We start from the raw sequence: 25,256 nt of genomic DNA on the forward strand, positions 1-25,256 counted from the left end.
TTCTAGCTCAGCGCCGCTCGGACAAGAGAATACATAATGATGACCTCTACCGCATGGGCTGCAATCACGGCATAGAGATTACCAAGCCTGATCCACATCATACCCCAGACAATCCCGTCCCAGACGGCGATCCAATGAAGGTATTTGAATGTGGCCACCATGAACGGGTCGAACGAAAAGAGAAGCGCGCTGAAGAGCACCGCCAAGGGAGGAGGAACGGACAGGGCCAGCAATCGGCCCAGGATAAATCCCCGAAAGTTCAGTTCGACGAAGATCGCGATCACACAGACAAACCAGGGAATCATCAGCCATAAGGGCTGGCGGGCATGGGGTGTCTGCGTGAGAAACGTGATGTCGTATCCAAGCCACGGCACCACTTTAAGGATGACGAGGATATTGCTCGCCCCGAGTACCGTGCCGGCGGCGGCGCCCCAGACGAGCCCGGACGCCAATTGGTCTGATTGCAGGCCGAGCCTCCAAACCAGCCGGCCGTTCAGTCTTCCCCATACAAGAAACCCCACGTAGGACAAGGCCTGCGGTAGAAACTGCGCAAGGATGTTGTCCTGCAATCCGACCGGAGAGAGATAGAAGAACAGAGTCGAGAGAATTGGAAGGAGAACCAGGCCGGCTGCGCGCTCCGGAAGGAGAAGCGGGGAGGAAGCCCAACCTGTCAGCCCCGTCATGCGACACTATTGCAGCTGAAGGTTGTACCGTTCCAGGGTCGTCGCTTTATTCCGCGCCAGATTCGACAATGATTTGTTGTAATCGACAATCGCGCGTAACTCGTTGCCCTGGGCGGTCGCCAAATCGCGTTGGAAATCGAGCACGAAACGAGTCGTGCTCAGGCCGACCTTCAACCGCTCCTGTTCGGCTTGAAGCTGCTTCTCGGCCATGATACGGGCGGACTTTGTCGTTTCAATGCGCTTGAAGTCGGTCTGCACCCGGCGCACCGCTTCTCTCACGCCGACAATCACTTGTTGCCGCACGCTTTGCAGGGTGGATTGGGCATTGCGCGCTTCGAGCTGCCGCTTGTTGTACGTGCTGTAGGCGGAACGATTGCCGAGCGGATAGCTGAGGACCACGCCCGCGCCGTAATTATAAAACTCGCCGCCGAAGTTGCGGTTGAAAGAATCGCTGTAGTCGGACCCCAGGCCCGATAGACCCATCGTTCCTTGGACCGACAAGGTCGGCAAGAGCTGGTTCCGCGCGAATTTGACGTTTAACTCACTGGTATCGATGTTTTTGCTGGCCTGCAAGACTTCAGGCCGCCGTTCAATGGCGATATCGATGGTTTCTTGCAGGCTCAGCGGTTCCAGCGCCGTGACCGGCGGGTCGGTCGGCACCAGTCGCAAATCCTGGCGGAGGTCTTCCTCGCCGGGATTCAACAAGCGACGAACGAGATCTTCTTGATCGCGAATCGCTTTTTCAGCCACGATGATCTGTTCGATGCGGGACGCGACGGCGGCCTCCGCTTGGAGAACATCAACAATGGACATGACGCCGGCTTTGGCTTTAGCGCGATTGGTAGCCAGGAGTTCCTCCGCGGCTTTCAACGCCGCTTGCGCCACTTTGAGGTTTTCGTTAGCGAAGACCATTTCCCAAAAGGTCTGTTCCACGTTCGCAATGACCGTCATGACGCGGTCGAGAAAGACGTGCTGCTCCACCGTCGCATTGTTCTGGGCGATGTAGATGAACGTCTTATTGATATCAATGCCGAAGTTCTTGAGGAGAGGTTGAGTCGCGGTGAACGCCAAACCGCCGGTGTAGCCAGGGTTGAAGAGAAAAGTATTGGGGCCGCCGACAAATGTCCGCTGGGGGCTGTAGTTCAAATCGACGTTCGCGCCCGTATAGAGATTTTTCGTGATGTCGGCCGTGGCGCTCCAGACGTTCTGATCGAACTTGGTGATCTCTTGGAGATTCGCGCCGGTAAAGCCGAGCACCGGTCGATTGAGCGGCGAGACTTGGCGATTATATTGACTGTTGAGACTGATGGTCGGATCGAACTTGGCTTGTTCGATGATGATATCGGCCAACCGGCTGTCTTTGGTTTGGCGGCTGATGCTGATATCGAGATTGTTCTGCAGCGCCTTCACCACGGCATCGGCCAGCGAAATGGCCTCGCGCCGTTCGCCGGATGACTTGGCGGCATCGAGCGCCCAGGCGACCGGAGCCGGTGAAATTAGCATGCTGATCATGAAGACACAGAGAACGCTTACCCAACGTTGTCCGCGCATGCTAGACTCCTTGAACAAAGCATGAATGGCGCTTACTATATGTTCAAATCTGCGTCGGTACTACCATAATTTGAATTTTCTGTCCAAACTCAATTCATGGAGCGAAGCATGTTGATTCATCTGGTGCCGGCCATCGCGTTCACGGCCATTGTCATCCTGGCACCGACGGCGCAGGCACAGTCGGTGTCCGGTGTGCGTGCGTTCGGAGGCGGGGTCGCGCCGCTCTTTAATTTAGTGGGACCGGGAAATTTGTATCTCGATACACAGGGAACGCAGGGCTATGTCTATAATTTTGGGAACAACTTCGAATCGTTCAATTTCCGCAATCCGGCCACCGGTCAGGCATGGAACGGTGCCATGATGACCCTCGGGCCGCAACTTTCTATCGGACTCATTCAAGGGGCGAATCAAGCAGGGACTCCGCTCGTGTTGCCTCCCATTCCAAGGGACGTGCCTCCGCTTCCGCCGATCCAGTCCACGATTCTGGACGAAATTCCTTAAACGAACCGGCTCCATTAAAAGATTCGGTATGTGGCGGTTTAGCAGCTCGCGACAGAGCTGTCACATGCCGGTTGGACTTATCCAGCGGTTATCCACAGTTTGCACAGGTCGAGAATGCCTGTTTCTACCCTCGCATGTCGGATCGAAACCCGCAGAACTTAATGGAATGATCGCGCATTGTCTTCGTAACGCGGGATCAGGCTTCATGCGCGAAGATGACGGTATGTAGCTTGCTTTTGCTACGGAATCGTGACGACCACGATGGGAGGGGAATCAGTCCTGGACAAAAAGGAAGGCGTGCAATCAAAGATGTCAATTGCCTCTGACATCCGGAAGCAGGTAGGAAGTAGCCCACAACCGGGCCGGTCGGTCTGCATCAGCGCACTCACCTGTTAGACACCATAAGTCTTCTAAAAGGAGTTGTTCCGATGAAAATCGCGCAAGTGTCACCCCTCTGGGAAAGCGTCCCTCCGAAGTTATACGGCGGAACCGAACGCATCGTCTCCTATCTCACGGAAGAGCTCGTTCGCCAGGGACATGACGTGACCTTGTTCGCCAGCGGCGACTCAGTGACCGATGCCAAGCTTGAAGCTCCATGCCATCAAGCTCTGCGTCTCAACACCGGGATCTTCAATCGGGAAGCCCCGCTGATTTCGATGATGGAGCAGGTCTTCAGTTCGGCCGAACGGTTTGACGTGATTCATTCGCATCTCGATTTCCTGGCATTCTCGCTCTCCCGGCGCTCTCCGGTCCCGGTGGTCACCACCCTGCACGGCCGTCTGGATTTACCTGAATTGGTGCCGGTCTTTCGTGATTTCTCCGACCTGCCGTTGGTGTCCATTTCAGATTCACAACGTCGTCCCTTGCCCTGGTGCAACTGGATGGGCACGGTCTACCACGGATTGCCGGGCAATCTGTACACCGGTCATCCGGAGTCTGGTCAGTATCTGGCCTTCCTCGGACGAATTTCGCCGGAAAAGTGTCCCGATCAGGCCATCGAGCTGGCCAAACGGGTCGGCATGCCGTTACGCCTCGCGGCGAAGGTTGATCCGGCGGATCGGGCTTACTTCGAGCGAGTCGTCGAACCGCTCTTGGATCATCCCCTGGTGGAATTCGTCGGCGAAGTCACCGATGCCCAGAAGAATGATTTTATCGGAAACGCCCACGCATTGGTTTGTCCGTATGATTGGCCGGAGCCGTTCGGCTTGGTGTTGATCGAGGCGATGGCCTGTGGTACGCCTGTCCTCGCCTACCGGCGGGGCTCTATTCCTGAAGTCATTGAACATGGTGTGACTGGTCTGATCAGCGAAAGCCTTGACGAGATGACCGCGCAGGTTCAGGACATCCCGTCGATCGACCGCCGGCGATGCCGGGACATGTTCGACGAGCGGTTTACTGTCGAACAAATGGTGCGGAACTATGTGCAACTGTATCACCATATCTTGAACGAACCGAGCGCGTTTCCGGGGCACAAAGGCCGGCGGCTTGCCCTCGAAAAGGCAAGCTGAACGCGATACATCATCGCAGAAGGGATGACGACGGAATGGCTATGACGGAAGAGAGCGCCGCAGCTTCGGAATCCAACACATCCGGTTGGCGACTGCTGAGGACGAAAGATTTCGGGTTCCTGTGGGCCGGGCAGGCGGTGTCCCAGATCGGCGACGGATTGAATAAGGTGGCGCTCCTGTGGTTCGTGTATGAACTGACGGGATCCGCGCTCAAGATGACGGTCATCGGGCTCTTGCAGACCATTCCACCGTTGGCGTTTGGGCCGTTGATTGGCATCTATTTGGACCGCCTTCCGAAAAAGACGGTCATGATCGTGGTCGACCTGCTGCGAACGCTCACCGTGTTGCTGATCCCGCTCTTTTACGCGTTCGACCTGCTGACGCTCGAACGCCTCTATGTTCTCGTGTTTTTGAATTCCATTGTTTCGACCATTTTCGGGCCGGCCCTCTCCTCTGCCGTTCCATTGATTGTAGAGCGACCGCAACTTACGTCTGCCAACGCCTTGATTCAAAGTACGAACAATATTGGAGTGTTGCTGGGGCCTGCGTTGAGCGGCCTTGGAATCGCCTTGATCGGGGCGCAGAACGTGCTGTACTTCGATGCCGCCACGTTCTTTATCTCGGCGCTCTGCATCATTCCGATTTCCGTCCGGGACAATCGGGTGGCCCTCCAGGCTCTGTCTACCCCGATCATCAAGGACCTGGCCGTGGGCTTCCGATTCGTCTTCGTACAGCATCGCGTGGTGTTCGCGCTCATGATCACGGCCGTTCTCTATAATTTGGCCATCAGCGCGTTTGTATTTTTGCTGCCTGTGGTCGCGAAAGAGGTGCTTCAAGTCGGCCCGCTTGAGCTGGGCTGGATTTGGTCGGCGCTGGGAATCGGAATGTTAGCGGCTTCACTATGGTTGGCCTGGGTGCCGCAAGGCGATTTTCGCAATCGCATCGGCCGTATCGCCAAGTCGCTGGCCGTGGGTGGGCTGGCGGTCTGCAGCCTGGGCTTGATTCAGACGCCGGTTTTGCTTAACACCATGTTATTGATCATCATCATCGGCGGCACGACGTCGCTCTACTACCCGGTCGTGTGGGCGATGCTCCAAGAAGTGACCCCCGAACATCTCTTAGGGCGTGTCTTCACCACCTTCAGCACCGGTGGGATGGCGTCCGCCATGGTTGGGATGGCGGGATTCGGATGGGCCGCCGACGAAATCGGCCCGGCCGCAAGCCTGGTCGGTATTGGGTTGGTCCTATTGCTCACCGCAGTAGTGACGGTTCATGTCAGTCGCCGCGATTTTTCATTGTTGAAACCGGCCACCGCGTAGTGTAGTCCAGTGCCCGGCGAGCTACGCGCTGTTCCAGCGCGCAGGCCTCGCCGGGTGGTGTCGTCCGCTCCCTGGTTGCTTTCCCCCGCTTTCTCACGATATGTCTGGGTTTCTCGATAGCGAATCGAGTACCATGGCTTCGCCATGGCAGGCACAATAAGGGGAACTTCTCCGGTGCAGACTGCACCGGCCGTTTACTTCATGAAAGACGTGAAATCATGATCGCTTCCTTGTCTGCATCAAGACTATTCGTATCGATGGCGGTGGCGTGCAGCCTCGCCCTAGCCGGGTGGTCGGCGCGTGCGGCCGATGCTCCTTCGGAGTCGAGGTCCGATGCACCCGCTAAGAAGGAGTCGGAATCGAAGCCGAAAGAGTCGGACACCAAAGCGACGGATCAGAGAGTGAAGGACTCCGAGCCAACGACCAAGGAATTGGAACAGAAGCTCAAGGAACTGGAACAGAAGGTCAATCAACTGGAACCAAAACAGAAAGAGCCGGAATCGAAGCCCAAAGAGCCGGAGTCCAAACCGAAGGAGCCGGAATCCAAAACAAAAGAGGCGGAACAAAAGCCGAAAGAGCCGGAGCCGAAACCGAAGGAAGCCGAATCGCGTCCGAAAGAACCGGAGGTCAAGCCGAAGGAACCGGATTCCAAACAGAAAGAAGGGATAAAGGCCAAGGAAGCCGACGGTAAAGCGAAAGAGCCGGAACAAAAGCCAAAGGAATCGGAGGCCAAAGTACAGGAAGCGGAGGCGGTCGAGCGACCATGTCCTCAGCCGAACCAGCCCGCGGATAGTAAACCGGCGTTCGACGGACAACCGCCCGCGGAAACTCCGCCAGGAGACAAGCCCAAGGCGGCTGAAGCCGAGACGAAGAAGCCGATGCGCTCTCCCATGGTGACGGCCAAGTTGGCCTTGATGGCGGATGCCCGATTGTTTCCATACGAGATCGAAGTCGATACCAAGGACAAGGATCTGGTCCTTCTGGGCAAGGTCGGCAACGATATGGAAAAGCGCGCGGCGACCGATATCATCCGTTGTCTGGACGGGGTGCATGCGGTTGAAAATCGACTCAAAGTCGAACCGGACGCCTCTCACGGGCTTGTCGTTGAGCGCGACAAGATCATCACGCACCTGGTGAAAGAACGATTCGAAAAGAGCAAAACGTTGCAAGCGGTGAAGTTTGACGTGAAAACAGAGGAAGGAATCGTGACACTGACCGGTTCAACGAGATTCCAAGTCATTATCCTTGAGGCGGCACAGGCCGCCCGCCAGGTCCCCGGCGTGAAAGCCGTCCATACTGACGCCGTGCGGCTGGTCACAGGTGACTAAGCGATCCACATGGCCTCTCAGGATAAGAATTTCCCTCATGGCCCCTAACCCCCCAGGGAGCGTTGCGGAGTGAATGGAGCAGGGGCACGCCCGAAGGTTATCTGGTCGCCGCAGCTTCTGACTCGCGATTTTACGCTCGTGTGGTGGGGCCAGATGGTCTCGCAAGTCGGCGACGGCGTGTCCAAGCTGGCGCTGCTCTGGTTCGTCTACGCGATCACCGGCTCCCCGCTCAAAACGACGATCATCGGATTACTCCAGACCCTTCCGCCGATTCTGTTCGGACCCTTTATCGGGGTCATCGTCGATCGGTTACCCAAAAAGCTTCTATTAATCTGCAGCGACCTGGTCCGCGCGGTCGTCCTGGGTGTGATTCCTTGTTTGATCTCGGTGGAATCTTTCAGTATTGAACGGTTGTATATCCTGGTTTTTGTCCATGCTATCGCCTCGGCGATATTCGGCCCGGCGCTGACGGCCTCTATCCCGAACCTGGTGGCGCGGCATGAATTTACGGCGGCCAATGCGCTGCTGCAAACGACGACGAGCATCGGAATTATCATCGGTCCCGCCTTGAGCGGCGTCGGCATCGCGACGATGAGCTCCCAGGAAGTGTTGTGCGTCAACGCGGTGAGCTATGTCGTTTCGGCCGCTTGCTTTCTGTTCGTTCGGTTTCCGCAGTCGGAATCGATCTTCCAGACCCACCATTCCCTTGCCGATACCCTTCAGGATGTGAAAATGGGATTCCGCTATGTGCTGCTCGATCAGCGGATGATTCTGTTATTGATCGGCGCCGCGTCGATGTATACGTTTGCCTCCAGCGCGTTCAGCACTCTGTTTCCTGTCTTCGGCCAGAAATTATTGGACCTCGGTCCGATTGAAGTGGGATACCTCTGGTCCGCATTCGGCGTGGGACTGCTTCTGGTGTCACTAGGGTTGATTTCTTTGTCCGGCCGGCCGCTGTATCGGCGCATTCAGATCATGTCGGTGTCGAGTCTGGTCAGCGGGTGCGCCATGATCGGCATGGTGTGGACGTCGAATCGCTTTGTCGCCGCGTTGCTGATGATGGTGATCGGGATGGGGGCTGGGACGCTGACTCCAATCGCCTGGGGGGTCTTGCAGGAAATTTCGCCGGCGTCGCTGCTTGGCCGGGTGCTGGCGATCTATAATCTGGGAGCCATGACGTCGGCTATTGCAGGGATGACGTTGTTCGGGTGGACGACGCAGGAACTCGGCGAGCGTCTGAGCGTGGTTGGCATCGGGATCGGATTTCTATTAACGGCCCTGGTTGCGGCTCGCTTGGTCCGGTGGATCAGGGCGAACTGGACGGGAAAGACCGTGGCCGAAGAGCCGGAGCCGATCGCGCTGACGACGCAGCCGACAACGCACTGATCCATTCCTTGGTTGAGCCCGAGCCGGGAAGGGGAGTATAAGGCCCGTAAGAAGAGAGGCATGGCGTGACCGCCTACCGGTCAGGTCCCTGTCTTTTGAGTTTCTCTAGTTCAGTCCGGTGAGCGCCGGCGGAGGTACCGTGGAAGAAATTATCAGCGTCAATGATCAGTACTATATCCTCGCCAGTTCATCCATGGCGGATAATCGCACTCGTGTCCTCAAGCATGGAGAAACGTTCGGAGTATTCGATCGTTACGGCGACATCCAGCCGGTCGGGCGGGGAACGCAAGGTCTCTATCACGAAGGCACACGGTTCCTCAGCCGCCAAGAACTCTTTCTGAATAGTGACCGGCCGATGCTGCTCAGTTCGACCATCAAGGAAGATAATGCGTTGTTGGCCGTGGATCTGACGAACCCTGATCTCTATTACGAAGGCCGAATCGTCATTCCGCGAGGCAGCGTGCATGTCTTTCGTTCCCGCTTCCTCTGGAAAGGCGTGGGGTATGAGCGATTCCGTCTCTCCAATTTCAGCCTGGCCTCCCTCTCCATGCAGATGGGTCTCCGATTCGAATCGGATTTTGCGGACATTTTTGAAGTCCGCGGCACAAAGCGCCAGCACAAGGGCAAACGATTGCACCCGGTCGTAGAAAAGGATGTGTTGGTACTCCCTTACGAAGGTCTTGACGGTGTGCTCCGCCGGGCTCGCATCATGTTCTCACCGCCTCCGGCACAGCTCAGCGTGACGCAGGCGCTCTTCGAGATTGCCTTGGAGCCGAAGGCCGAGACAATCGTAACGATCACAGTCTGCTGCGATATCGGCGACTGCGAGCGGTCCTCTTTTGCGTACGACCAGGCAATGGCCGACGCTGGCACGGCAATCAGGAGCGAACAAAATCATGACTGCGTGATCCATACCTCCAACGAGCAATTCAATGAATGGTGGAACCGATCCTTGCTCGACCTGCGCATGATGATTACCGACACGGCGGAGGGGCCCTATCCCTATGCCGGGGTTCCTTGGTTCAGCACACCGTTCGGACGGGACGGTATCATTACGGCGCTTGAAGCGCTATGGATCAAGCCTCAGCTTGCCCGCGGGGTTCTGGGGTATTTAGCTTCGAACCAAGCGACAACGTTGGCGGTGGCGCAGGATGCGGAGCCGGGTAAGATCCTGCACGAGACGCGCAAAGGGGAAATGGCGGCGCTCGGGGAAATTCCGTTCGGCTTGTATTACGGAAGCGTGGATTCAACGCCGCTCTTTGTCATGCTGGCGGGAGCCTATTATGAACGGACGGGCGACTTGGCGCTGATGCGTTCCCTCTGGCCCAATATTGAGTCGGCGCTCAGGTGGATCGATCAGTATGGGGATCAGGACGGCGACGGGTTTGTAGAGTACATCAGAAAGTCCCGGACCGGGTTGGATAACCAGGGCTGGAAGGATTCGAACGACTCCGTGTCTCACGAGAATGGGGAACTGGCCGAAGGTCCGATTGCCTTGTGTGAAGTGCAAGGCTATGTCTATGAGGCGAAGCAGCAGGGCGCGATGTTGGCGACGGTGTTGGGATACCCGGAGCGCGCGAGCGAACTGCGCCGGCAGGCGGAAACACTGAAACAGCGCTTTGAAGAGGTCTTTTGGTGCGAAGAATTATCAACTTATGCCCTCGCCTTGGACGGGCATAAGAAGCCCTGTCGGGTAAAGACCTCCAATGCAGGTCATTGCCTATACACCGGAATCGCAAGCCCGGACCGGGCCGTCCGGTTGGCCGGCACTCTGATGAATGACGACGTGTTCAGCGGCTGGGGGGTGCGCACGCTGGCCGATGGAGAACGCCGTTATAATCCGATGTCATACCATAACGGATCGGTCTGGCCACACGATAACGCGCTTATTGCAGCCGGCCTGGCACGGTATGGACTGAAAGCAGGGGTGGAGAAGGTCATGACCGGTTTATTCGATGCCAGTCTCGTGGTGGATTTCCATCGGCTGCCCGAATTATTTTGCGGATTTGTTCGCCGGCAGGGACAAGGACTGACCCGTTATCCGGTGGCGTGTAATCCCCAGGCTTGGGCCGCCGCCTCGGCTTTCATGGGGCTTCAGGCCTGTCTGGGTATGTCGATTCGCGCGCCGGAGGGCAAGGTGCTCTTCACCTATCCGATTCTGCCGGTCTTCCTGCATGAGCTGCAGATCAAAAATTTGACAGTCGGGAAGGCTTCGATCGACCTGCTGGTCAGGCGGCATGAGTTGGATGTGGGCATCACCGTCATGCACCGACAGGGGGACGTGGAAGTGGTCGTGGTTAAATAAGCCGACCCTGGCGCTTCTCCGTTCGATTTTCCCGGTGGATCTACCAGTCCGGTTCAGATTTATTCTTGCCCGCCGAAGCGTTGTTCTCGCTACATCGATACATGCCGCCCCCGTCATCGATCTCAGGGGGCATTCGCCAGCTGCAGCGTCAGGGCCAGCGTATAGCGGGCCGCTTTGGCCAAAATCTCCGTGCTGATCGTGTCGACTCGGTCCGTCGGTTGGTGAAAATGACGGTGCGCTCCACCGCTCACGATCGTGAAGGTCGGGACGCCCGCTTCTTTGAACGGCACATGATCACCACCTGGGAAGAATCCGAACAGGTCCAGTTCGTCTACCATGCCGGCCAACCGCCCGGCTCCTCCCGCAAGGGATTTGTCCAATCCGGTCACTCCTACGGTCAGCCGACCGTTTCCAATCCCGGCATGATCCACATTGATCATCGCTTTTGTCTTGTCGAGTCGCCGTGCGGGGTGGCGGACGTATGACGTCGAGCCGATCAGCCCTTGTTCCTCTCCGGTGAACGAAACGAAGAAAATCGACCGTTTGGGCCTGACTCCGGCGCCGGCTATCGCTCTGGCCACTTCCAAAATGACGGCGGTCCCCGACGCATTATCGTCGGCACCCGCAAACAAGATGCCGGCTTGCCGGCCGAAGTGATCGCGGTGGGCGCCGAGCAGCACTGTGTCATCCGGCCGCTCCGTATCCGATCCGGTCAGCAGATATCCGACATTATGCAATGTGGCCCGCGTCCGCTTGCTGGTCCACTCAAGGCGGGCCACGACAGAAGTCACATGCGATTGGGGCGATAAATGATTCAAGCGTTGCTGCCTGCTGGAAAGCGCCTCGCCTCCCGCTGCCACGATCCGCTCCGCCAAGTCCGTGGTGACCCAAGCTCCGGCAAGACCCACTGCTGCCTGGCTATAGTAAGCCGATGGCTTGCCGCCGAGACCGCGTCGAACTTCATAGGCGTTGAGAATCGGTCCCGTCGCGGTGAGATAGGCGACCGCTCCTTTTTCATGCGCAATGCGGACCTTGTCTGCGTGGGAGCTCTGACCCGAATAGCCTTCCGGCTTGCCGCGCAGAAACAGCACGACATGATCTTTCACATCGATCCCCGCGTACTCGTCAAAACCACGTTCGTTATCAACGATGCCATATCCCACAAACACGATCGGCGCCTCAACACGGACCGATGGCGAATCGAGGACCGGCAGATAATCTTTCCCGATACCGGAGACCGTCCGATCATCGGATGGACCGGGAAACAGGAAGGCAAGGATCGGCTTAGGGGCAATTTCCGTCATGGTGATCGGCGGTGAATCGGGCATGACAACAGGAGTAATGGGAATGCTCGAAGCCAACTCCGTCATTTGCCGGGAGAAATATTCTGCGGCTCGCTCATCATCGGGAGTGCCGGCTTGCCGGCCGTTAAAAGATTCACTGCTGAGCAGTGTCACATCCGCCAGCATGCGTTCGGCCGAGATCTGATCGAGCGCCCGGATCATGGCCTGTTCTTCCGCCCGGGACTCTCCCGGCCATCCGGCAGCGGTCAAGAAGAGCGTGGCGGTGCAGAGAATGCAGAAGGCGAAGCGGTATTGTTTCACCGGCGAGCGGCTCCGTTTACGAGCCGCCATGGAGACTTGCTCAGCTTCGTTCATTAGACGGACAATCAGCGGCGGCGGTGACAAAGCCCGAACTATACCATAGCTCGATGTCTCGGTTGCAGAGCACTGAATGCTCCATGTACTATCAGCCGTCTCATTTGCGGCGCGCTGTTGTTTCGAATTCATCGACCGCCGAAGCGCGCATGGCGCGGTCGCACAACATTGAGAGCCGGCATGGCGGATATGAGCGAGCAAGGACAAGGTCTGTACGATTACCAGTACAAGCGTTTCCGGGAAAACCGCGTGGGACACGACGGATATGATTTTCAGCATGCTCCGGTAGGAAATCAACCGCCGCCCCGCGTGTCTTTTCGAGAGAAATTACGATGGTGGACGTGGGATCGATGGAAACGCAGAAAGACGCTGCTGGCCGAGCGTGACCGCCTTCAACGGGAGATTCTGGATATCAAGAAGAGACCGTCTTGACCGTGACGACCTTCCGGTTCCTGTCCATAAGAGCCGGAATGTTCAGTCGCGCATCATGGACTCGCCCGTCTTCATTTGATGGGCATCTCCAAAGTAAAGGCTTGCTGTCGGGTCGTCTGGAACGCCGTTTGGGTCCGAAACTTTTATCAGTTCATATCATCAATCTATTCAGGAGAAGCATCGTGCGGCGACATCATCTTATGGAAAAAGGGCGGCTGGGTCGTCTCATCGGTCAATGGAGGCGACAGAACCGCAGGCGACCGAAGACGCTGTATAGAGTCATGATGGCGATAAGCCTACTCCTTGTATGTCAACCCGCATTGGCCATTCAAAAAGAAACGACGACCGAAAAGGCGGAAAATTTGGAGAAACAAGTAAAGGGCGGCCTCTTCAATTTTTGGACGTTCGACCGCCAGTCTTCCGGACAATTACCGGAAGGGTTTGTGACTGCAATCTACGGCGAAGGCTCGAAAGGAATGTGGACGATCGAAGCGGTCCCGACTGCTCCGTCTTCTCCGAATGCCGTTGCGGCCGTGTCGGACTGTGCCGCCTGTTCTCAGCTTCTGATCGCCCAGGACTTGCAGTATGAATATCCCGATTTGTCCGTTCGCCTGCATTGGGGAGGAGGCGAAGGATATATCGGAATTCTGTTCGGGCTCAAGGACCCGATGAATTTCTATGCCGCGCTCGTTGATCTGCCCCGCAAGACGCTTCGCGTCATCCGTGTGATTGCCGGGACGGAAACTCTTCTGGGCGAAGCCCCGTTAAAAGCCAAGCCCGTTGAGTGGCATACCTTGCGCGTGCAGCGCAACACGATTATCAGCAAGGACTTCATCGAGACCTTTTTTGACGGGCAGATCACGCTCTCCGTCGAAGATAAACAATTGGGACTCGGACAGATCGGTCTCCTGGTGCGGGGAAACGTCTCCGTTCATTTTGACACTTTTAATGCGGCTCCGTTGTATTCGCACAGGCCCCTGTCGCCTCCAGCCGCCTATTGACCGGCATTGCAGCCCCCGCAGGGTCCCAGGTGTACGGAAACTCATGGTCCTGCTCGGAAGCCCCTTGGTGTATTGGATCGGCTTCCTGGCAGGGCCGGCGGCCGCGTCGAAGGCGGCCCACTTCCTAGAGACGGTTGGACAGTGTTTTCCGCCTTGCCTTTAGAAAAGGCCTGCGGTAGAGTGAGGCAGTTTTACCGCGATGGGCCTGGCGGTGAAGCTATTTATAACAAGGCCTGAATCGATGTTGTTTTGGGTTTTTCCCGGGAATTTCGGAAGCCAGACCTAAGCCGCCGCTGTGTTCGCGTCTTCGGGCCATTCCTTCCTTGCTCTGTTCTCGAGTCCCAGACAACACCATTTTCTTCAAAAGGAGAGTCTCGATGGGTTCGAAGATCTATGTTGGGGGCTTGCCATACTCGACGACGGAGCAACAGCTCAGTGACCTGTTTGCAACGCATGGGGCGGTGGCATCGGCGCGGATTATCACGGACAAGTTCACGGGGCAATCTCGTGGCTTCGGCTTCGTTGAAATGGCATCGGAAGACGAAGCGAAGACGGCAATCAACGCGTTGAATGGAACCCAATTCGGTGGCCGTACGTTGACGGTGAATGAAGCCCGCCCGCAGGAGCCTCGTAGCGGGGGCGGGGGCCGTGGCGGTATGGGCGGCGGCCGGTACTGATTCGGCGGTTTCTTTTCGACTTTGAAGGAGGCCGCCGGCGGCGGCCTCTGGTCGCTCATAGGGCGGGTAAGGGGTTGTTCCGTCCGGGGAGTGGTCTGCATCATTGATGTTCTTGCAACCGAGGAATGCCGTGTTGAGGAAGAGAGACCTCGAAAGATCCGTTCGAGTCGCGCTGAGGGTCTGCGCCGTCCTCATCGCTTTGCAAGCGCTGGTGACGACGGCCCAAGGGGCCGGTGACTTGAGCGTCGCGGATGGCTTGAAAGTTACATTGGAATATACGCTTTCTCTTTCTGACCAGAGCGTCGTCGATTCAAACGTCGGTCAGACTCCATTTACGTTTACGCAGGGGGCTCACGAAATCGTCCCTGGTCTGGAAAAATCCCTTGTCGGGATGAAAGCCGGCGAGAAAAAACATGTGGAGGTGCCGGCGGCCGAGGGATACGGTCCCTACGATAAGAAAGCCCGAACCACCGTAGAATTGACCCGCCTTCCTCAAAACCTCAGAGTCGGTGATGTGTTGCAGGGATCGGATGGCCGGCTGGTCAAAGTACTGGAACTGAATGAAAAGACCGCGGTCCTCGACCTCAATCATCCGCTCGCCGGGAAAAATCTCACCTTTGATGTTACTGTAGTCAATGTTGAGAAGCCGCCCGCCGATTCACCCGCCACGCCACGGCCCTAGCCCACATTATTCATGAACGCTTCTGTTGCAATCGCGGATCCTCCGCTGCGACAAGCCATTCGGTGCCGTGGTCATCGTGGTGGGCGGCAGCGCGGCGATCATCTCGTCGAATGATTCCCATCGCAGTTTCAATCGTTTTCAGTCCGCCCCGCAATCCGACGGCGCGAGCCAGGCGATAGACATCGATATCGGGCGTGCTCGTCACCCAGGTCCGGCCCCCTCACGATTCGGCGGCGCGTACAGGCGTGGCGTTCGTTATTCCTCGCGTCGTGCGCCCCTGGACATAGTACGCCTCGGTTTCTCGCGGCTCGCTTGGCGACTCCACGATTTCTGATGAACCGTCATGGATAATGTGGGCTAAGTTTCCCGTCCATACATCGCTCCATTCCGTGCCGCCGATCCCGCAATTTCAGGTGGTGCGTCCATACCGGATAATACGGTCTCCGTATCGTTCTCTGAGACGATCGAGCGCGAGCGACAGCCGCTGTCCGCGAGCCCGTCGCGTCGATTCAAGCGTGGGTTCGAACAGCGAACATTGTTCGGCCGGCGGAAGCAAGCGGGTGGCGGCGAGCATCATGACCTCGATTCGAATACGGCGTGTGAAACAGCGCTCGAACAGCTTGCATGCGGCCGGCGCGAGGTCCTGCTCCCAGTAGCTTCCCGGTTCGAGCCGTTCCTGTCGCACGACGTCGGTGTGATCGCTATACCGGAGAGTGAGGGTCAGCTCATGACAGGCACGTTGCCGACGCCGAAGAATCCGGCACAATTGTTCGAGTAAAGTAAACAGAACGTGTTTCACCGCGTGGTCATCAATCTCGTTCGGTTCCAGAATGTGTGAAAGCTCCACCCGTGGTCGTGCGGGCGGAGGCAGCACAGGCGATGAATCGATACCTTGCGCCCACTGCAGCAAGGGCCCGGTCCACTTGCCGAAGACCGTTTCCAGAGCAGTCGCGGGGATATCCGCCACGTCGCCGAATGTGCGTAGATTCAAATCTCTCAGCCGTTCACGCACCGGCTTCATGCGGGGTTGCTTCAACAACGGAAATGTTTCCAGCGAGAACGACGCCATGAAATCCCGCTCCGAACCCTGCCGTACTTCGTAGAGTTCGGCCGGCTGAACCAGCGTCGCCGCCGTTTGCGCGACCAGCTTGTTGCTGCCGATGCCCAGGACGCCGTCAAGGCGATGCTGCCGGAAGACATCCCGCTGAATGCGGGAGGCCGTATCGGATGGAGCGCCAAGGAGCCGGGTGGTCCCGGTGAGGTCAAGGAAAAAGGAACCGGTCCGCATCGGTTCCCACGCCGGGGCATAGCGTTCCATGATATCGAAGAGAGCCTGCTGAGCCTGAGCGAGGCGAGACGGATGAGAGATAAGAATTTGGAGGCCGGGACACAACTTCATGGCGTGACGGATCGGCATGCCCTCGTGGACGCCCTCGCTGCGAGCTTCCGGCGAAACTTCATGGAGCAAGGCCCGCGGTTGATTCAACGACGCAATTCCGATCGGTCTCTGCCGGAGCAGAGGGTCGGTCAGGCGGGCGAGGGAAATTTCAAGCGATGGAACGGCAAAGCAGACGATGTGGCGATCCATGACTGGACGATTTGTGATTGGTGATTTTTGATGTGGTGATTGAGAGGCACCGAGTTGCCAAAAACAATCTATGCAACCCTCAAATCAGCAAATCACCAAATTACCAGATCATAAAGTCCTATTTGACGCAGTACCGAATTACGCCAATGACCAGGCCTGCGATGCGAAAAGAGTCCGCCGGTTTCACAATGATGGGTTTCATCGCCTCGTTGGCCGGCCGTAACTCCACAGTCGTGTCCTTGCGGTAATAGGTTTTGATCGTTGCTTCGTTATTGATGAGCGCGATGACCGTTTGGCCGTTTCGCGCGGTCGATTGTTTCTGCACGATGACCAGGTCCCCGGGCAGAATGCCTTCATCCCGCATGGATTCTCCCTTTACCCGCAGCGCAAAGGTTTCGCCGCGCCCCATCATGCCCGGCGGCACCTCTACGACTTCCGTTTGGGGAACAGGCTCGATAGGGTCTCCGGCCGCGACGATACCGCTCAACGGAATCCGGGGTGCCGATGTCAAATGATCGACAGCCAACCGGACGGCAAAAGGAACCCGGTGAGTGCCGATCTCATACCGGGCGATGGTTTGGCGAGTGGTTTGAAGCCGTTCAGCCAGTTGTTCCTGCGTGAGTCCCAGGGTTTGACGGGCTTTTTTCAAATCAGCGGGTCGCATGTTATGGATTGTCCGAATGGATGGTCCTCTGCCTTCGCAGGCTATTTCTCAGGCGTCCGCACTTGAAAGCCAATGCGGGACTGCGTGGGAAGTCCGGCTCCATAAGCTGTCGGATAGCGTCAAATAATGATTTGATCTGTACTACTGTGCGTTCGAGTTCATCCAGTTTGGACGCCAGCGCCTTATATGCCGCCGCGATAGCACGAAGTTTGACAAAGGTGCGACGTAGTTTCCTGATACCTCCCCAACGTGATGTTCCAAATTGGGACTTCAAGTTATTGAATTCCGAAATAACCCTTGCGACCTCGCAGAAGGAAAATAACGCGTTGAATATGTTCAATTGATGTGACTCATTGAGATGTAGTATTGGATGTAACGAATCGTTACATGAAAGGACGGCTGGAGTCAAGGAGCATTGAGGTCCATTGACATTTCAGCCAGAGAGCACCGATATGATAGGATCTCTAAATTAACTCTATGCCTTCCTTCAAGCTCGACGCCCCATTCAAACCCTGCGGCGATCAACAGCAAGCCATCGACAAGCTGGCGGCCGGGGTTCTTGCCGGCAAGCAACATCAGGTCCTGCTCGGTGTGACCGGCTCCGGCAAGACTTTCACGATGGCCAACCTGATCGAGCGGGTGCAGAAGCCGACCTTGGTATTAGTCCACAACAAGACCTTGGCCGGACAGCTTTATCACGAATTCAGGCAGTTCTTCCCGCAGAATGCCGTCGAATACTTCATCAGCTATTACGATTACTATCAGCCGGAAGCCTATATCCCCCAGAGCGATACCTACATTGCGAAAGACGCCTCGATCAATGACGCGATCGACCAGATGCGCCACGCCGCTACCACGTCGTTGCTACAGCGCAACGACGTGCTGATCGTCTCGTCGGTTTCCTGCATCTACGGCCTCGGGTCGCCGGAGGTGTATCACGACATGTTGGTGTACGTGGAGGAGGGCATGGAGATCCGGCGCGAGAAGATCCTGGCAAAGCTGGTCGATATTCAATATGCGCGCAATGACGTGGATTTTCATCGCGGTACGTTCCGCGCCAGGGGTGATGTGATCGAGATTTTTCCCGCCTCCTCAGGAGCGAAATCGGTGCGCATCGAACTCTTCGGGGATGTGGTTGATGCCATCCATGAGATTGATCCGCTGACCGGCAAATCGCTGGGTAAATTGCCTAAGATCGCCGTCTACCCGAACACGCACTATCTCATCGCCCCCGATCGGTACGAGCGGGCCATCACCGGCATTGAAGAAGAATTGGAAGCGCGGGTCCTCGCATTCAAGAAGGCCGGCCAGCATCTGGAAGCGCAACGAATCGCCCAGCGGACGAAGTTCGACCTGGAAATGATCCGGGCCATGGGATACTGCCATGGCATCGAGAATTATTCGCGCCATTTAAGCGGGCGCGCACCGGGGGAACCGCCGCCGACATTATTGGATTACTTCCCCAAGGACTTTCTTTTGATCGTCGATGAGTCACATGCCACCGTTCCGCAGGTGGGCGGCATGTATGAGGGCGACTATTCCAGAAAAAAGACGCTGGTCGAGTATGGATTCCGGTTGCCGTCTGCCGTGGATAATCGCCCGTTGAAGTTCGCCGAGTTCGAGCGGGCGTTGAACCAGGTGGTGTATGTCTCTGCGACGCCGGGACCCTACGAACTTGACCATGCAGGCGGCGAAGTCGTGGAGCAAATCATCCGGCCCACGGGGCTGACGGATCCGGTCATCGACGTGCGCCCTGCCAAGGGGCAGGTCGATAATCTGCTGGGAGAGGTGCGCGCGGAAGTCGGCAAAGGAAACCGGGTTCTGGTGACCACTTTGACCAAACGCATGGCGGAAGACTTGACGGAGTATTATCACGACCTTGGAATCAAAGTGCGCTACCTCCATTCGGACATCAAGACGTTGGAGCGAGCGGAAATCATCCGAGACCTTCGCCGGGGGATCTTCGACGTACTGGTCGGCATTAACCTTCTACGGGAAGGATTGGATATTCCCGAGGTGAGCCTGGTGGCAATTTTGGATGCCGACAAGGAAGGGTATCTTCGATCACAGCGATCGCTGATCCAGACTGCCGGGCGCGCGGCGCGGAATGCGGAGGGACGGGTCATCTTATATGGGGATGCCGTCACGAATTCCATGCGACTCGCGATGGATGAAACAGCCCGCCGGCGCCGGATCCAGGAATCCTACAATCGGGAACATGGGATTACCCCCGCCACGATCAAAAAAGGCATTCCCGCCTTGGAGTATGCGACGGCTGAGCTGGACTATGTTCAGCTTGAACTGGCGGCGGATCCACGAGCAGCGTACAAGGACGAGGAGAACACGGATCAGCTGATTCGGCAACTGGAGGCCGAGATGAAAGCCGCGGCGAAAAATCTGGAATTTGAACGGGCCGCCGACCTGCGCAACCGCATTCGGGCGCTTCGGATGCGAGGACTTGAAGTAAAACAGTAGCCGGAGTTACATCTGCTTGTAGAGATAGGCGCCCAAAAACATACCCAGGATGCTCAGCAGGTTGATCTTGATGCTGAAGCCTAACGTCAGCTTTATGATGACCAAATCGATTGTAAGCGGAGGATTGATGCCGGGAGAGAAGTAGCTGGAAAAGACGTTTTGAATGGCGCCGTTAGGGGCCATCACATGGAGAATCTCGCCAAAAATTCCGCCGAGCATTCCCCCGATCAGGATGAATATCAGCAGAACGCCGACCGATTTTCTCATCCAGACTTCTCTTGCCCGTCCCTGCGTAATTGTCCCATATCGAGTCTTCGCACCTTATCGAAAGCTCTCCACGATGTCAACAAAATGCATGCCACGAGCCGAGCCGCCGGTAGTGGGTCTGACCCGTTACAAAGCTGCCCATTGCCTGTAATCGCAAAATGATAATGTCCGCTTTGACCAAGATAGAAATGTCCTCTTCACTGCTAGACTGCCGGCCCTCACAAGGAGGGCCGGATGGTCGGAGAGGACAGGGTCATGATGAGTGGAAAGGAGTTGAGGCGGGTGCATGTGATTCGCCAGGTCAGGGAAAAGCGCATCACGCAAGAGAAAGCCGGTGATCTGTTGGGGCTGACAGCCCGCCAGATCCGGCGACTGATCAAGCGGGTGGAGCAGGCGGGGGACCAGGGGCTGGCGCATCGGGGACGGGGCCAGCCGTCAAATCGCCGGATCGCGGAGCCGGTCAAGGCGCGGGTGCTCCGGCTGTATGAGAAGCGGTACGGGGATTTTGGCCCGACGTTGGCAGCGGAGAAGTTGGCCGAGCGGCATGGGATCGCGGTGAGCCCGGAGACGTTGCGGGGCTGGCTCCTCGAGCAAGGGGTGCAGCATTTTCAGCGGCGCAAGCGTCCGCATCGGGCGTGGCGGGCGCGCCACGCGCACGTGGGCGAGTTGCTCCAGATGGATGGCTCGCACCAGGACTGGTTGGAAGGGCGCGGCCCCCGCGGTGTGCTCATGGCCTACATCGACGATGCAAGCAGTCGCGTCTATGCCCGATTCTATGAGTACGAAGGGACCATCCCGGCGTTGGACAGCTTTGGGCGCTATGTGAAGCAACATGGCCTTCCGCTGGCCGTCTACACGGACAAGCATACGACCTACAAGTCGCCGGCCGAGCCGACGGTGGACGACCAGCTTGAAGGCCGCACGCCCCAGAGTCAGTTTGAGCGGAGCCTCGTGGAGATGGGCGTCACGGTGATTCCTGCCCATTCGCCGCAGGCCAAAGGTCGAGTGGAGCGGCTGTTTGCCACCTTCCAGGATCGGCTGGTCAAGGAACTGCGCCTCGCCGGGATCACGACGCTGGAGGCCGCGAACCGCTTCTTGGAGGAGTATCTGCCGCGGTACAACCAACGCTTTGCCGTGCTGCCCGCGCAGCCCGCCGATCTGCATCGACCGGTTCCGGCCGGCCGAGATCTCGATCGCATGCTGTGTCTGAAGACCCCGCGGGTCCTGCGCCGCGATTGGACTGTGGTCCACCACGGGCAGCTCTATCAGGTTCAGACCAATGTCCGGGCGACCCACGTGCTGGTGGAAGAACGCGTGGATGGGACGCTCTGCATCACACATCAGGGCCGGAGGCTCGACCATGCGGCTATCGCCACGCGTCCGGTGCGTGCCGCTGATGCCCCAACAGTCCACCGCCCTCAGCGCCCAGTCAAGCCGGCAGCGGATCATCCGTGGCGCAAACGGCTTCTGCCTGAACAAGAACGCCACGCGGCGGAGGCCCGAACATAAACCGGACATTTCTACTTGGGGAAGAAGAGGACATTTCTACTTGGGGTTGACATGGGGTTGACATTGCCTTGACTTCCCCTAACCTGTGAATTACACTGCGCGATACTCTTTTTTCAGATTTTTCGAGGCGATCGGAGATCTGTCCAAGGAACCTCTTCGATTGCCTTTTTGTTTGGTGGCGCAATGCTGGATGCATTGAGTGAGAAATTTGAACGGATTCTGAAACGGCTTCGCGGTCACGGCGTTCTTTCTGAAGAGAACATCACGGAAGCGTTGAAAGAGGTGCGGCTTGCGCTTCTCGAGGCCGATGTCAATTTCAAGGTCGTCAAAAGCTTTCTTGACCGGGTCCGTGAAAAGGCCGTTGGGCAGGAGGTGCTCCAGAGCCTGACTCCGGGCCACCAGGTCGTGAAGATCGTCTGGGACGAGCTGCGGGACATGATGGGGGGGGAGCGGGCAGGCCTGAGCCTGTCCTCTCGGCCTCCGACAGTGGTGATGATGATCGGGTTGCAGGGAGCGGGAAAGACCACGACCTGCGGCAAACTGGCTCGGTTGTTCAAGGGGCAGGGCAGGCGCGTGCTCATGGTCGCGGCCGATCCGAGGAGGCCTGCAGCCGGCGAACAATTATCCAGCCTCGGTCGGGATCTCGCAGTTGATGTGTATCGCGCGGATCAAGCAGACGCCTCGCAAGCCGATGTGGTTCGGATTTGCCGGCAAGGAACGAAGCGCGGGCAAGATCAAGGTTATGACTTGGTCATTTTGGACACAGGCGGCCGTCTGCACATCGATGAAGAACTGATGGCGGAATTGACGGCGGTCAAAATGGCAGTGAATCCACAGGAGGTGTTGCTCGTCGCGGATGCGATGACCGGCCAAGACGCCGTGAACATGGCGACTCAATTTGATCAGCAGGTCGGGTTAACCGGGGTGATCTTGACCAAAGTCGAGGGCGATGCGCGCGGAGGAGCGGTTCTCTCCATCCGTGCAGTCACAGGCAAGCCGATCAAGTTTTTGGGGATGGGTGAAAAGCTAGACGCCCTCGAATTATTTCATCCGGACCGCATGGCCTCCCGTATTCTCGGCATGGGCGATGTCCTATCCCTCATTGAAAAGGCGCAGGAGACGTTCAGTCGCGAACAGGCCGAAGCGGCACAGAAAAAGCTGACGAGCAATACGTTCAGTCTTGAGGATTTCCGGGAACAGCTAGGCCAAGTCAACCGGCTGGGCTCGTTCGAACAGATTCTCAACATGCTGCCCGGCGCCCAACGGTTGAAGGATATGGCGGGCGGCGGCGCTGTTCCTGAAAAGGAAATCAAGCGGGTCGTGGCGATGATCGATTCCATGACGCCACGTGAGCGACGCGACCATACGGTCATTAACGGCAGCCGCAAGAAACGCATAGCGAAGGGAAGTGGGACGAGCGTGACCGAGGTCAATCGGCTCATCAAGCAGTTCTTATCCGCCAGGAAAATCGCCAAGGCGATGACCGGCACGGGCGGCAGGCGACACCTGGCTCAAATGTTACGGGGGATGTAACGACGCGGCACCGGCCGGGAATGTGGTTCGCGGCTTGTCACGTGAGTAGTTCAGATTCTTCATCAAGGGAGGCGCACAGTGGCAGTTCATTTACGTTTGACACGCACGGGACGGCATAAGCGACCGATGTATCGAGTGGTGGCGGCGGATTCGCGGATGCCGCGAGACGGGCGATTCCTCGAAATCTTAGGCATCTTTGATCCTCTCAAGAACCCGGCGGTTCCAGAACTGAAGCAGGAGCGGGTCTTGACATGGTTGCGGCACGGGGCCCAGCCGACGACGACGGTGCGGACGTTGCTCAAGCGGTCTGGAATCTGGAAGCAATTCGAGAGCGAGAAAGCTCAAAAAGCCACCAAGCAGTCCTGAGAGGGATTGGCGGAGCCCGGTGATGCCTGAGCAACCGGATCTCGTGACGATCGGGAAGATCGAACGACCGTTCGGCGTCCGAGGTGAAGTCAAGGTCCAATCGCTGAGCGACGTACCCGATCGATTCGAAGGGTTGCAGCAGGTCACGCTGGTATCCCCGAGCGGATTAATCCTGAATACGAAGGTTGTGCAAGTCAGACCGGGTGGGCGGTCCTATATCATGCGATTCGACGCATTTTCGACGCCGGAAGAAGCGGCGCGCTTCCGCGGCGGGGTCTTGCAGATTCCGCAGGCGGCCTCGCCTCCTCTTGCCGAAGACTCCTATTACGAATACGAATTGATCGGGATGACGGTCCAAGACGAACAGGGCCATGTTCTCGGGACATTGGAAGAAATCTGGCAATTGCCGGGGAACCCAATCTTTGCCGTGCGGCAGGCTGGCCGGGAAGTTCTCATCCCGGCGACCAAAAGAGCCGTTGCTTCCGTAGATCGAGCAGGGCGACTCATGACCGTGCGGGCCAGCGAAGGCGTTATGGAGCAGTCGTGATGCGGTGTATCGTTTTGACCCTCTTTCCCGAGATGGTCGGAGCCGTACTTGGCCAGAGCATGCTGAAACGGGCTCAGGACAAGGGACTCCTTGAAATCCGGCTTGAGAATCTTCGAGACCACGCATCTGATCGCCATAAGACCGCCGATGACGTGCCGTACGGCGGGGGCGCAGGCATGGTGATGAAGGCGGAACCGATTCTGCGGGCGATCGAAGCGATGAATCAATCGGAACAGGGTCAGATAAACGCGGGGCTGCGGATCATTCTCCCTTCCCCGCAGGGCCGGCCGTTCACTCATGAGTATGCCGTGAATATCTCACTCGAACAGCGACCGATCGTTTTTCTATGCGGGCATTACGAAGGGATCGACGAGCGGGTTACAGAACTGTTGAATCCCGAAGAAATTTCTTTGGGCGACTACGTGTTGACTGGCGGGGAATTGGCCGCAGCGGTGATCATCGATGCCGCCGCTCGTCTGATCCCGGGTGTGTTGGGCGACTCGACATCAACCACCGAGGAGTCTTTTGCGGAGCCCCTTTTGGAGTATCCACAGTTCACCAGACCGGCGGAGGTGCGGGGTCTTGCGGTGCCGGATGTGCTGTTATCCGGCAACCATGAGGCGATCCGCCTGTGGCGGCGCAAAGAATCGCTGCGCAACACGTACCGGAAGCGGCCCGATCTCCTTCGAGATCGTGCGTTAAGTGAGGAAGATATGCGATTGTTGAATGAAGTCGTCAATGAATGCATCACGGTCATATCAGCGCCGGACGCAGGAGGAGGGGTGAGAGTATGAATCGGTTAGAACGGATCCAACGGTCATTGACCAAGAAGACGGTGCCCATGTTCGAGATCGGGGATACCGTTCGCGTGCATGTGAAGGTCGTGGAAGGGGAAAAAGAGCGTATCCAGGTCTATGAAGGCACCGTGATCGCGAGGAGGGGAACGCTCAATGCCGAGACATTTACGGTCCGGAAGGTGTCGTACGGAGTCGGTGTGGAACGGATTTTCCCGATCCATTCGCCCAACGTCGCCAAGGTCGCCGTAGTCCGACAAGGGAAAGTCCGCCGTGCCAAACTGTACTATCTTCGTTCCAAGAAAGGAAAGTTCGCCAAAGTCGAAGACCGCGAATTTTCCGCCGAAGGACGCTCGCAAACGACGGCGCCGAGCATCGAGGAAGCCAGTCCGGCTCTTGCGGCGCCTGCATCAAGTAAGGCATAACTGTTTCGTTGTATCTGACTGACACCGCGACGAGGGCACTCGTTGGTCGTCGATCAG

The 25,256-nt window shown here is 57.3% G+C and carries 23 protein-coding genes and 1 pseudogene; 17 read left to right on the forward strand and 7 right to left on the reverse strand.

Features of this window, described 5'->3' with window-relative positions:
- Window positions 1–2: 2 nt before the first annotated feature.
- Both ACWGXE_RS06170 and ACWGXE_RS06175 read right to left on the reverse strand, forming a co-directional pair.
- On the reverse strand, window positions 3–683 hold the full coding sequence (locus tag ACWGXE_RS06170; RefSeq protein WP_447602172.1) for a CPBP family glutamic-type intramembrane protease: 681 nt from the start codon (window positions 681–683) through the stop codon (window positions 3–5).
- Between the two features lie 6 nt (window positions 684–689).
- A complete protein-coding gene (locus tag ACWGXE_RS06175) occupies window positions 690–2,234 on the reverse strand; it encodes a TolC family protein (RefSeq protein WP_447602174.1) in 1,545 nt (514 codons plus the stop codon).
- Between the two features lie 108 nt (window positions 2,235–2,342).
- On the opposite strand from ACWGXE_RS06175, the gene ACWGXE_RS06180 reads away from it, so the two are divergent.
- From ACWGXE_RS06180 to ACWGXE_RS06205, 6 genes are all read left to right on the forward strand, one after another.
- Window positions 2,343–2,735: a hypothetical protein gene (locus tag ACWGXE_RS06180; RefSeq protein ID WP_447602176.1), complete on the forward strand. Its 393-nt coding sequence runs from the start codon at window positions 2,343–2,345 to the stop codon at window positions 2,733–2,735.
- 428 nt (window positions 2,736–3,163) lie between these two features.
- Window positions 3,164–4,243, forward strand: coding sequence for a glycosyltransferase family 4 protein (locus tag ACWGXE_RS06185; protein WP_447602177.1), 1,080 nt, complete (start codon window positions 3,164–3,166; stop codon window positions 4,241–4,243).
- 35 nt (window positions 4,244–4,278) lie between these two features.
- Window positions 4,279–5,562 carry an MFS transporter gene (locus tag ACWGXE_RS06190; RefSeq protein WP_447602179.1) on the forward strand — a complete coding sequence of 428 codons (1,284 nt, stop codon included), beginning with the start codon at window positions 4,279–4,281 and terminating at the stop codon, window positions 5,560–5,562.
- 401 nt (window positions 5,563–5,963) lie between these two features.
- Window positions 5,964–6,890 carry a BON domain-containing protein gene (locus ACWGXE_RS06195; protein ID WP_447602181.1) on the forward strand — a complete coding sequence of 309 codons (927 nt, stop codon included), beginning with the start codon at window positions 5,964–5,966 and terminating at the stop codon, window positions 6,888–6,890.
- Between the two features lie 153 nt (window positions 6,891–7,043).
- A complete protein-coding gene (locus ACWGXE_RS06200) occupies window positions 7,044–8,276 on the forward strand; it encodes an MFS transporter (protein ID WP_447602182.1) in 1,233 nt (410 codons plus the stop codon).
- Between the two features lie 139 nt (window positions 8,277–8,415).
- The gene (locus ACWGXE_RS06205; protein WP_447602184.1) at window positions 8,416–10,581 is read left to right on the forward strand and encodes an amylo-alpha-1,6-glucosidase; all 2,166 of its coding nucleotides are present in this window, start codon (window positions 8,416–8,418) and stop codon (window positions 10,579–10,581) included.
- Between the two features lie 122 nt (window positions 10,582–10,703).
- On the opposite strand, the gene ACWGXE_RS06210 is transcribed toward ACWGXE_RS06205, so the two are convergent.
- Window positions 10,704–12,215, reverse strand: a complete 1,512-nt coding sequence (locus tag ACWGXE_RS06210) for a M20/M25/M40 family metallo-hydrolase (protein WP_447602186.1) — start codon at window positions 12,213–12,215, stop codon at window positions 10,704–10,706.
- Between the two features lie 204 nt (window positions 12,216–12,419).
- On the opposite strand from ACWGXE_RS06210, the gene ACWGXE_RS06215 reads away from it, so the two are divergent.
- From ACWGXE_RS06215 to ACWGXE_RS06230, 4 genes are all read left to right on the forward strand, one after another.
- Window positions 12,420–12,671 (forward strand): hypothetical protein, encoded by a 252-nt coding sequence (locus tag ACWGXE_RS06215; protein WP_447602188.1) that lies wholly within the window; start codon window positions 12,420–12,422, stop codon window positions 12,669–12,671.
- Between the two features lie 182 nt (window positions 12,672–12,853).
- Entirely contained in the window at window positions 12,854–13,672 is an 819-nt protein-coding gene (locus tag ACWGXE_RS06220) for a hypothetical protein (RefSeq protein WP_447602190.1), read from the forward strand.
- A 377-nt stretch (window positions 13,673–14,049) separates the two neighbouring features.
- Window positions 14,050–14,349, forward strand: a complete 300-nt coding sequence (locus ACWGXE_RS06225) for an RNA recognition motif domain-containing protein (RefSeq protein ID WP_447602192.1) — start codon at window positions 14,050–14,052, stop codon at window positions 14,347–14,349.
- A gap of 130 nt (window positions 14,350–14,479) precedes the next feature.
- Window positions 14,480–15,031, forward strand: coding sequence for an FKBP-type peptidyl-prolyl cis-trans isomerase (locus tag ACWGXE_RS06230; protein WP_447602194.1), 552 nt, complete (start codon window positions 14,480–14,482; stop codon window positions 15,029–15,031).
- A gap of 10 nt (window positions 15,032–15,041) precedes the next feature.
- Here ACWGXE_RS06230 and ACWGXE_RS06235 read toward each other — a convergent pair whose 3' ends face one another.
- The 3 genes from ACWGXE_RS06235 to lexA form a co-directional block, all read right to left on the reverse strand.
- Complete coding sequence (locus ACWGXE_RS06235; RefSeq protein WP_447602196.1) at window positions 15,042–15,236, reverse strand: hypothetical protein; 195 nt, start codon at window positions 15,234–15,236, stop codon at window positions 15,042–15,044.
- A gap of 204 nt (window positions 15,237–15,440) precedes the next feature.
- Window positions 15,441–16,619, reverse strand: a complete 1,179-nt coding sequence (locus tag ACWGXE_RS06240) for a DNA polymerase Y family protein (RefSeq protein WP_447602198.1) — start codon at window positions 16,617–16,619, stop codon at window positions 15,441–15,443.
- A gap of 118 nt (window positions 16,620–16,737) precedes the next feature.
- Window positions 16,738–17,283 carry a transcriptional repressor LexA gene (gene lexA, locus ACWGXE_RS06245; RefSeq protein ID WP_447602200.1) on the reverse strand — a complete coding sequence of 182 codons (546 nt, stop codon included), beginning with the start codon at window positions 17,281–17,283 and terminating at the stop codon, window positions 16,738–16,740.
- A gap of 477 nt (window positions 17,284–17,760) precedes the next feature.
- Here lexA and uvrB point away from each other — a divergent pair, with 477 nt between their 5' ends.
- The gene (gene uvrB, locus ACWGXE_RS06250) at window positions 17,761–19,758 is read left to right on the forward strand and encodes an excinuclease ABC subunit UvrB (RefSeq protein WP_447602202.1); all 1,998 of its coding nucleotides are present in this window, start codon (window positions 17,761–17,763) and stop codon (window positions 19,756–19,758) included.
- A gap of 6 nt (window positions 19,759–19,764) precedes the next feature.
- Here uvrB and ACWGXE_RS06255 read toward each other — a convergent pair whose 3' ends face one another.
- Window positions 19,765–20,025: a DUF4321 domain-containing protein gene (locus ACWGXE_RS06255; RefSeq protein ID WP_447602204.1), complete on the reverse strand. Its 261-nt coding sequence runs from the start codon at window positions 20,023–20,025 to the stop codon at window positions 19,765–19,767.
- 255 nt (window positions 20,026–20,280) lie between these two features.
- Here ACWGXE_RS06255 and ACWGXE_RS06260 point away from each other — a divergent pair, with 255 nt between their 5' ends.
- The 6 genes and pseudogenes from ACWGXE_RS06260 to rplS all read left to right on the forward strand — a co-directional run.
- Window positions 20,281–21,534 (forward strand): ISNCY family transposase, encoded by a 1,254-nt coding sequence (locus tag ACWGXE_RS06260; protein WP_447602206.1) that lies wholly within the window; start codon window positions 20,281–20,283, stop codon window positions 21,532–21,534.
- Between the two features lie 183 nt (window positions 21,535–21,717).
- Entirely contained in the window at window positions 21,718–23,067 is a 1,350-nt protein-coding gene (gene ffh, locus ACWGXE_RS06265; RefSeq protein ID WP_447602208.1) for a signal recognition particle protein, read from the forward strand.
- A gap of 78 nt (window positions 23,068–23,145) precedes the next feature.
- Window positions 23,146–23,433, forward strand: a complete 288-nt coding sequence (rpsP, locus tag ACWGXE_RS06270; protein ID WP_447602210.1) for a 30S ribosomal protein S16 — start codon at window positions 23,146–23,148, stop codon at window positions 23,431–23,433.
- Between the two features lie 22 nt (window positions 23,434–23,455).
- A complete protein-coding gene (gene rimM, locus ACWGXE_RS06275) occupies window positions 23,456–23,980 on the forward strand; it encodes a ribosome maturation factor RimM (protein WP_447602212.1) in 525 nt (174 codons plus the stop codon).
- A complete protein-coding gene (gene trmD / locus ACWGXE_RS06280) occupies window positions 23,980–24,774 on the forward strand; it encodes a tRNA (guanosine(37)-N1)-methyltransferase TrmD (RefSeq protein WP_447603877.1) in 795 nt (264 codons plus the stop codon). Before rimM ends, trmD begins: the two co-directional genes overlap by 1 nt.
- Window positions 24,771–25,106 (forward strand): annotated as a pseudogene (rplS, locus tag ACWGXE_RS06285) (50S ribosomal protein L19); the annotation flags it as partial. The gene trmD and the pseudogene rplS, both read left to right, overlap by 4 nt.
- Window positions 25,107–25,256: the final 150 nt, after the last annotated feature.

This window comes from Nitrospira sp. Nam80 (assembly GCF_965152575.1).